Source organism: Micromonospora globbae (genome assembly GCF_003610785.1).
GTDB classification, from domain to species: Bacteria; Actinomycetota; Actinomycetes; order Mycobacteriales; family Micromonosporaceae; genus Micromonospora; species Micromonospora globbae.
The window spans coordinates 1-7,501 of sequence record NZ_RAQQ01000060.1; the positions used below are offsets into that span (position 1 = coordinate 1).

Consider the following 7,501-nt stretch of genomic DNA (forward strand, 5'->3'; position numbering starts at 1 on the left):
ATCCCGACGGGCCTCGACCGCCAACCGGGTCGCACGCTCACGCAGCTCATCGTTGTACTTCTTCGGTGCAGGCATCGCTGGTGTTCCTCCCAGGTTTCGATGTCTCCATCAAACCCGGGGCGGGACAAGGACTCCGTACAACGCGCGGTCGAGCTGAACCCCGGAGTGCGGGTGGTAGAAGTACGTGCCGGGATCCGGCGCGGTGAACTCATAGGTGTGCCGCCCGCCCGCAGCGATCGGGTCCTGCGTGACCCCCGGCACGCCGTCCATGTCGTTGCGCAGCGCGACACCGTGCCAGTGCACGCTGGTGGTGCCTGGCAGACCATTGATCACCTCGACGCGCAGGAGATCACCCGCCCGCGCCCGGATCAGCGAACCCGGGCCGCTCTCGGCGTATCCCCAGGTCTGCACCTGTTGACCACCAAGATCAAGGGTTACTGGGCGCGGGTTGAGCATCGCGGTAACCGTGCCGGCGCCGGCGCGACGCCGAGCTGCCTCCGCGCGGGCGACCACATCACTCGTCGGGCCCACTAGCCGGGTGCCGTCGAAGACTCCACCGGCCCAGGCGGCCACGCCGGCGGTGCCTGCGATGCCGACCGTGCCAGCGATCCCGGCCAGCAGCCGACGTCGGGTCAGGGTGGGGCTCATTGCTGCTCCTCACGTGCGGTGGTGATCTGTCCGCACTGTCCCCCGCGCCAACGGTGAGCTGCCACGCCTCCCGCGCTTCTTCAGGGAATCTTCACAGTCAGACGAGGAGCGCAGACCGCAGGGGCCGTACGCCAACTCAGGCTTGAAGGGGGCAGGATTGGTCGAGTGAGTGGACGTGTACTCGTAGTGGACGACGAGCGGAGCCTGGCGAAGGTGGTCGCGCGTTACCTGGAGCGGGACGGCCACGAGGTGGGCTGTGTCTTCGACGGCCGCTCCGCGGTGGCGGCCGTCCGCCGGAACACCCCCGACGTAGTGGTGCTCGACCTCGCATTGCCGGGACTGGACGGCGTCGAGGTGTGCCGGCAGATCCGCACCTTCACCGACTGCTACGTGATCATGCTCACCGCCCGCAGCGAGGAGGCGGACAAGCTGGTGGGACTTGGCGTGGGCGCCGACGACTACCTGACCAAGCCATTCAGCCCACGAGAGCTGGTGGCCCGGGTACGAGCAATGCTGCGCCGTCCGCGCCTCGGTCAAGCCGAATCCGGCCCAGCGCAGCAGCCTCCGCGTGCCCTCGGGGCGCTGCGGATCGACGTGACCGGCCGGGAGGTGTGGGTCGGCAACAACCAAGTGGATCTCACCCGCACAGAGTTCGACCTCCTGGAAACCCTGTCCGCCCGGCCTGATGCGGCCTTCACCCGCCGGCAGTTGATCAACGCCGTATGGGGAGCCGACTGGATCGGTGACGAGCACCTGGTCGACGTGCACGTGGGGCACCTGCGCCGCAAGCTTGGCGACGACCCGACAGCACCACGCTTCATCCGCACGATTCGTGGCGTCGGCTATCGAATGGGGCAGGGATGAAGCGGCAAGTCCCGCGTGGTCTGCCCGCCCGGCTCTTCGCCGCCCAGGCTCTCGTCGTGCTCGTCGGCGCGGGCACCCTCGGGCTTGTCGCCGCCGCGCTCGGGCCGACGATCTTCCGCGACCACCTGCGGCAGGTGTCCGGGCCTGTCGAACCGGCCACCGCCCATCACGTCGAGGAGGCCTACACCTCGGCGAGCGCGCTCTCGCTCGGGATGGCGCTGGCCGCCTCGCTGATCGCCGCGCTCGCTGTCAGCGCCTACGTCGCTCGCCGGCTCGCGCAGCCGGTGGAACAACTCGCGGCCGCTGCCGCAGACGTCAGCCACGGCGACTACACCGCCCGGGTCGCCGTCGCCGGCCTCGGTCCGGAGTTCGACACCGTGACTGCCGCCTTCAACACCATGGCTGAACGGCTGGCCGAGGCGGAGATCACCCGTCGACGTCTCCTCGCGGATCTCGGGCACGAGCTGCGCACACCGTTGGCGACCATCGAGGCGTACGTCGACGCGGCTGAGGACGGTGTCGCCGTTGAGGGCGAGAGCACATGGCACGTCCTGCGGACCCAGACGACCCGGCTCCGTCGCCTTGCCGAAGATGTCGCCGCGGTGTCCCGCGCAGAGGAACACCAACTCGACCTGCACCCGCGTCGGGTGGCCGCAGCCGAGCTGGCCAGCGCGGCCGTCGCGGCAGCCCGCCCCCGCTACACGACCAAGGGCGTGGCACTGCGTGAGACGGTCGAAGCGGACGCCGGTGACGTCGACGCCGACCCGGAGCGGTTGGGTCAGGTGCTGGGGAACCTGCTGGACAACGCGCTGCGCCACACCCCGCCAGGCGGACAGGTGACCGTTACGGCCGGCAAGCATCCGGAAGGCGTGCACCTGTCCGTGAGCGACACCGGTGAGGGCATCAACTCAGACCACCTCCCCCACGTGTTCGAACGGTTCTACCGCTCCGACACCGCCCGCGACCGCGACCACGGCGGCTCCGGCATCGGTCTGGCAGTGGCCCGGGCGATCGTCATGCAACATGGGGGGCGGATCGACGCCGCCAGCGCAGGCCCGGGCGCCGGCGCCACGTTCACGGTCACACTCCCGCGAGCCGGTACATACCTCCCCGCCGAATAGGGGACAGGGGCCCGCCCTCGCTGTTCGCGGTGGGCGACCCCTGTCTGTCAACGCAGCGCGTCCAAGCGCCGGTGGTACTCCTCGGTGCCGATCTCGCCGCGTGCGTAACGTTCGGCCAGGATCTGGCGTGCCGAGTCCTGCCCCTGCGGAGCAGGCCGGCGGTTGTAGCTGATGGCAGCCCACCCTGCCGTGATCACGAGTAGGACCAGTAGGAGCCAGCCGATCATCATGGCGCCCATTGGCCAGACCCAACCATTGCCGTGCATGGCGTTTCCTCTCCCGCAGATGGCGCTTCGCCTCGATGCATTTCGTAGCTGCCCGGCCCCGGAGAGGTCACCTACCCTGCCGGCCGCAGCGGTCACCTCGGCCGCTGATCCGTCCCGTCGTGCGCCGCCGGGGTTTGCTGCCCCTGGTGTTGACCGTGACCCTCCTGACCGCCGTGGCCGCCGTGCATGAACAGCATCATCAGCGGGCAGGCGATCACCAGCAGACCAAAAACCAGCGAACGTGCCGGCACGCCGACGGCAAGGGCCCCGACCGCCAGCAGCGCCAAGGCGATCGCGTACAGCGGCAGATGTTGGCGTCTCATCGTCGTCTCCTCTCACTCCTTGCACCTTCACGATGCGCCTGCACCACGAAAGGGTCGACGGCCGCAAGGCCCTCCGCCATGGGACGAAGGTCCCTACCCCCGGCCCGGTATCCGTATCGAGGCTGGAAGGGCAGATGAGGAGGCCGTCATGAGTGTTGTCGATGCGGTGGCGGTGGTCGTCGCGGCGGTGGTTATCGCTGCTCTCGGCTGGTACTTCTTCGCACCTCGTCGCGCCCACCGCGCCGAGCTCTCCGACGGGGTCCAGCGGATACGAGTGACTGTGCGAGGCGGCTATCAGCCAGACGTGATTCAAGTCCGCCAAGGCCTGCCGGTGGAGATCATGTTCGATCGGCAGGAAACCGGCGATTGCAGCAGCCGGGTCGTGTTCGCCGACCTCGGAATCACCGCAGGTCTACCCGCGCACCGGCAGACACCGGTCCGGTTCACTCCCGACAAGGCGGGAACCCTCAGCTTCACCTGCGACATGAACATGATCCGCGGCTCTCTGGTCGTGGAACCGTCGGCGGTCGCCGCTCCGGCCGCGAGCGCCACCAACGACCAGTCCCCGACAGGCCCTGCCGAGGTGACCGAGCCAATCCCCGCCGACGGTGACCCGGGCGAGGAGCAGCAACGGCAAGCCGAACTGACCGATCTGACGCGCCGCGTCTTCGTCGGCGCAGTGCTGACCACACCGGTGCTGTTCGCCGTCATGGCGCATGAGCTGTTCGGCGCAATGTGGGTGCCCGGACCACTGCGCGAGCCCTGGCTTCAGCTCGCCCTCATCACACCGGTCATGCTCTACACAGGTTGGCCGATCCACCGCACCGGGTGGCTCACCCTCGCCCACCGGGCGGCCGACATGAATTCCCTGATCACTCTCGGCACGATCGCCGCGTACGGCTACAGTCTGCTCGCCACCGTCGCGCCCGCGCTGCTTCCCGTCACTGTGCGCGAGGTCTACTACGAGGCCGTTGGCGTCATCATCACCCTGATCATGCTCGGCCGGCTGCTTGAGGCGCGCGCCAAGGCAGGCACCGGTGAGGCGATTCGAGCCCTGCTCGGACTGCAGGCCTGCACCGCCCGCGTGATCCGCGACGGTGTCGAGACCGAACTCCCGCTGGAGGACGTGACAGTCGGCGACGAGGTACTGGTCCGACCCGGGGAGAAAATCCCCGTCGACGCGGTCGTACTTTCCGGCTCCTCCGCCGTGGACGAGTCGATGATCAGCGGAGAGCCCGTCCCTGTTACCCGCCGTCCCGGCGACACGGTCATCGGCGCGACGGTTAACGGCACCGGTGCCCTGCACGTACGCGCCACCCGGATAGGCGCCGACAGCGTGCTCGCGCAGATCGTGCGGCTGGTCCGGCAGGCACAGGCGTCCAAGGCGCCCATCCAGCGGCTGGCCGACACCGTCTCCGGCTACTTCGTGCCCGTGGTCATCGCACTCTCGATCGCCACGTTCGCCGCGTGGTTCGTCGTCGGGCCACCACCGGCCCTGACCATGGCTCTCGTGGCCGCGGTCGCAGTGCTGATCATCGCGTGTCCGTGCGCGCTCGGCCTGGCGACCCCATTGTCGATCATGGTTGGGACCGGTAAGGGAGCTCAGGCCGGCATCCTCATCCGCTCCGCACAGGCACTGGAGACGGCACACCGACTGGACACCGTCGTGCTGGACAAGACCGGCACGATCACCGCCGGCCGGCCGGCGCTGACCGACATTCACGTCACTGGTCAGTTGACTGAGGACCAGCTGCTCGCCGTCGTGGCTGCCGCGGAAACCCACAGCGAGCACCCGCTCGCCGCCGCGTTGGTAACGGGTGCCCGAAACCGCGGCCTACCCGCGGCCACCCTCGATGCCTTCGAATCCGTCACCGGCAAGGGTGTCCGCGCCATCGTCGACGGCAGACATGTCCTCGTCGGCACAGCCCGGCTACTCGATGAAGCCGAAGTGCCAACCGAAGACCTCAGCGCGATAGCGGCCGATTTGGCCGCCCTCGGCAGGACACCGATCCTGGCGGCGGTGGACGGACAGCCTGCCGGAGTGCTTGGTGTGGCCGACACGATCAAGAAGGACTCGGCGGCAGCCATCGCCGCCCTGCATCGACTCGGCATCCAGGTGGTCATGCTCACCGGCGACAACACCCGCACCGCCGCCACAGTCGCCACGCAGGTTGGCGTTCGGCGCGTCCTGGCCGAGGTGCTCCCCGAGCACAAGGCCGACGAGATCCGCCGCCTGCAAGGCGAGGGACGCCGCGTGGGCATGGTCGGCGACGGCATCAACGACGCTCCGGCCCTGGCCGCCGCCGATGTTGGGCTCGCCATCGGCACTGGCACGGATGTCGCCATCGAAGCCGCCGATATCACCCTGATCTCCGGCTCGCTCACCGGTGTGGTCACCGCGGTAAGGCTGTCCCGAGCGACCATGCGCAACATCCGGCAGAACCTCTTCTTCGCCCTCGCCTACAACGCAACCGGCATTCCGATCGCTGCCGGCGCCTTGTACCCACTGCTCGGCTGGCGGCTGTCGCCCATGCTGGCCGCCGCTGCGATGGCGCTCAGCTCCCTGTCCGTCGTGGGCAACGCAAACCGGCTGCGCCGATACACGGTGCCGCCCCTGCCGGCAGCCACAGACATCAGCGTGCGGCCCGACGTCGAGATACCCCACACCGACCGGGCGGACAGGGCGGAAACGGCAGCCGGGACCGACGAGCCCGCGAGTCAGATCGACCCAGTTTGCGGAATGACAGTAACCCCGCTACCGCCTACGCCCTGCACCAGACCGACGGCACCATCGCCTACTTCTGCTCTGCCGGCTGCGCGAACACCTGGACCGGGCAGGCCCACCACCGTGCCCCGGCCACCGTCAGCGAACACCGCTTCTAAACGCGCTCAAGGGAGGCCGCCATGGCTGACACCGCCTACGGGCTCTGGCCCCTGGTCATTCTGAACACCGCGCTGTTCGCACTCTTCGCCGCCAGCTTCTTCCACCCGCGCACCGGCCGGGACTGGCGGGCCATGGGCGCGTTCACCGCCTTCCTGCTCGCCTTGTTCACCGAGATGTACGGGGTCCCTCTGACCGTCTACCTGCTCTCAGGCTGGCTGGGCTCCCGCTTCCCGGCCCTGCAGGTCACTCACGCCGGCGGACACCTGTTCAATGACCTCATCGGCTGGACCGGCGACCCGCACCTGAGTCCCTTCCACCTGGCCAGCTACCTGTTCATCGGCGCCGGGCTCTGGCTGATCTCGGCGGCCTGGCGGGTACTACACGAAGCGGCCCGCAACAACCGGCTCGCCGTGACCGGCCCGTACTCCCGTGTGCGCCACCCCCAGTACGACGGCTTCCTGCTCATCATGATCGGCTTCCTGCTGCAATGGCCGACAATCCCCACTCTGGCGATGTTCCCCGTCCTCCTCACCGTTTACCTGCGCCTGGCCGGAGCCGAGGAGCGGGACACGGCCGCCCGGTTCGGTGACGCCTGGCTCGCCTACGCCCGACGGGTCCCAGCCTTCGTTCCGAGACTCGGCCGGACTCCGACCGCACCCTCGCTCGACGTTTCGATCCACCACCGGCACCAAGGTGGACGGTCATGAGTGGGACCGGGACGCGCCACCAGGACGGTCAACGGTCGATGGTGGGGGATGGGTCCGTCAGCAATCGGCTCCGGCGGGCCGCCGGCCAGTTGGGGGGTGTCCTGGCCATGTACGAGGCCGGCCGGCGCCCTGCCGAGATTCTCGACCAGATCGCCGCCGTGCGGGGAGCACTCGACGCCGTCGCGCTGGCAATCCTCGACGAACACGCCGCCACTTGCGATCGACAGGCTCTCGACGAGGAGACCCGGCGGGCCGTCACGGACCTCACGAGCACCGTCCGACGGTATGTCCACGCCCGATGAGAGGATCCGATGACACACCTCCACACCACACCGGGACCGACCCGCTCGCTGCGGATCATGGTCCCCGGCTAACTACGCGCGATCTGGAGCGGCTTCGTCGGGGCGACCGGCGCCCTGGTCGGGCTGGCTCCGCACGTTTTGCACCACGTGGGCGCGATGGCCGGAACGGCGCTGGTTGCCGGAGCGGGCGGAACGGTGCTGTTCGGCGTCGTCGGCCTCGTCGCCTCGGTGCCCATGCTTTGGCGGCTGCGGCGTCGCTCTAAGGGGTCCTAACAAAATGATCTCTGGATGTCGCGTCCCTTGTAGAGGTTGATCTACGATGTCGGGCCGTGAGGCGTGGCGAGCAGCCGCCGTGGATCGTGCCTGACGGGCTGTGGCAGCGCATC

Annotated in this window: 7 protein-coding genes and 1 pseudogene; 5 read left to right on the forward strand and 3 right to left on the reverse strand. The window is 68.8% G+C overall.

The window, feature by feature from the left end:
* Positions 1-123 precede the first annotated feature (123 nt).
* A pseudogene (locus D7I43_RS31855) lies at positions 124-648 on the reverse strand (multicopper oxidase domain-containing protein); the annotation flags it as partial.
* Between the two features lie 165 nt (positions 649-813).
* Here D7I43_RS31855 and D7I43_RS31860 point away from each other — a divergent pair.
* Both D7I43_RS31860 and D7I43_RS31865 read left to right on the forward strand, forming a co-directional pair.
* Positions 814-1,512 (forward strand): response regulator transcription factor, encoded by a 699-nt coding sequence (locus D7I43_RS31860; protein ID WP_120332266.1) that lies wholly within the window; start codon positions 814-816, stop codon positions 1,510-1,512.
* Positions 1,509-2,633: a sensor histidine kinase gene (locus D7I43_RS31865; RefSeq protein WP_120332267.1), complete on the forward strand. Its 1,125-nt coding sequence runs from the start codon at positions 1,509-1,511 to the stop codon at positions 2,631-2,633. Before D7I43_RS31860 ends, D7I43_RS31865 begins: the two co-directional genes overlap by 4 nt.
* A 47-nt stretch (positions 2,634-2,680) precedes the next feature.
* Here D7I43_RS31865 and D7I43_RS31870 read toward each other — a convergent pair whose 3' ends face one another.
* On the reverse strand, positions 2,681-2,899 hold the full coding sequence (locus D7I43_RS31870; protein ID WP_120332268.1) for an SHOCT domain-containing protein: 219 nt from the start codon (positions 2,897-2,899) through the stop codon (positions 2,681-2,683).
* Positions 2,900-2,991: 92 nt separating this feature from the next.
* Positions 2,992-3,222 (reverse strand): DUF2933 domain-containing protein, encoded by a 231-nt coding sequence (locus D7I43_RS31875; protein ID WP_120332269.1) that lies wholly within the window; start codon positions 3,220-3,222, stop codon positions 2,992-2,994.
* Positions 3,223-3,370: 148 nt separating this feature from the next.
* Between D7I43_RS31875 and D7I43_RS31880 the strand changes: the two genes are divergently transcribed.
* From D7I43_RS31880 to D7I43_RS31890, 3 genes are read left to right on the forward strand one after another with little or no spacing between them, the layout of a single operon-like run.
* Entirely contained in the window at positions 3,371-6,169 is a 2,799-nt protein-coding gene (locus tag D7I43_RS31880) for a heavy metal translocating P-type ATPase (protein ID WP_120332270.1), read from the forward strand.
* On the forward strand, positions 6,127-6,813 hold the full coding sequence (locus D7I43_RS31885) for a methyltransferase family protein (RefSeq protein ID WP_120332271.1): 687 nt from the start codon (positions 6,127-6,129) through the stop codon (positions 6,811-6,813). The genes D7I43_RS31880 and D7I43_RS31885 overlap by 43 nt, the downstream gene beginning before the upstream one ends.
* On the forward strand, positions 6,810-7,115 hold the full coding sequence (locus D7I43_RS31890; protein WP_204985338.1) for a metal-sensitive transcriptional regulator: 306 nt from the start codon (positions 6,810-6,812) through the stop codon (positions 7,113-7,115). Before D7I43_RS31885 ends, D7I43_RS31890 begins: the two co-directional genes overlap by 4 nt.
* Positions 7,116-7,501 lie beyond the last annotated feature (386 nt).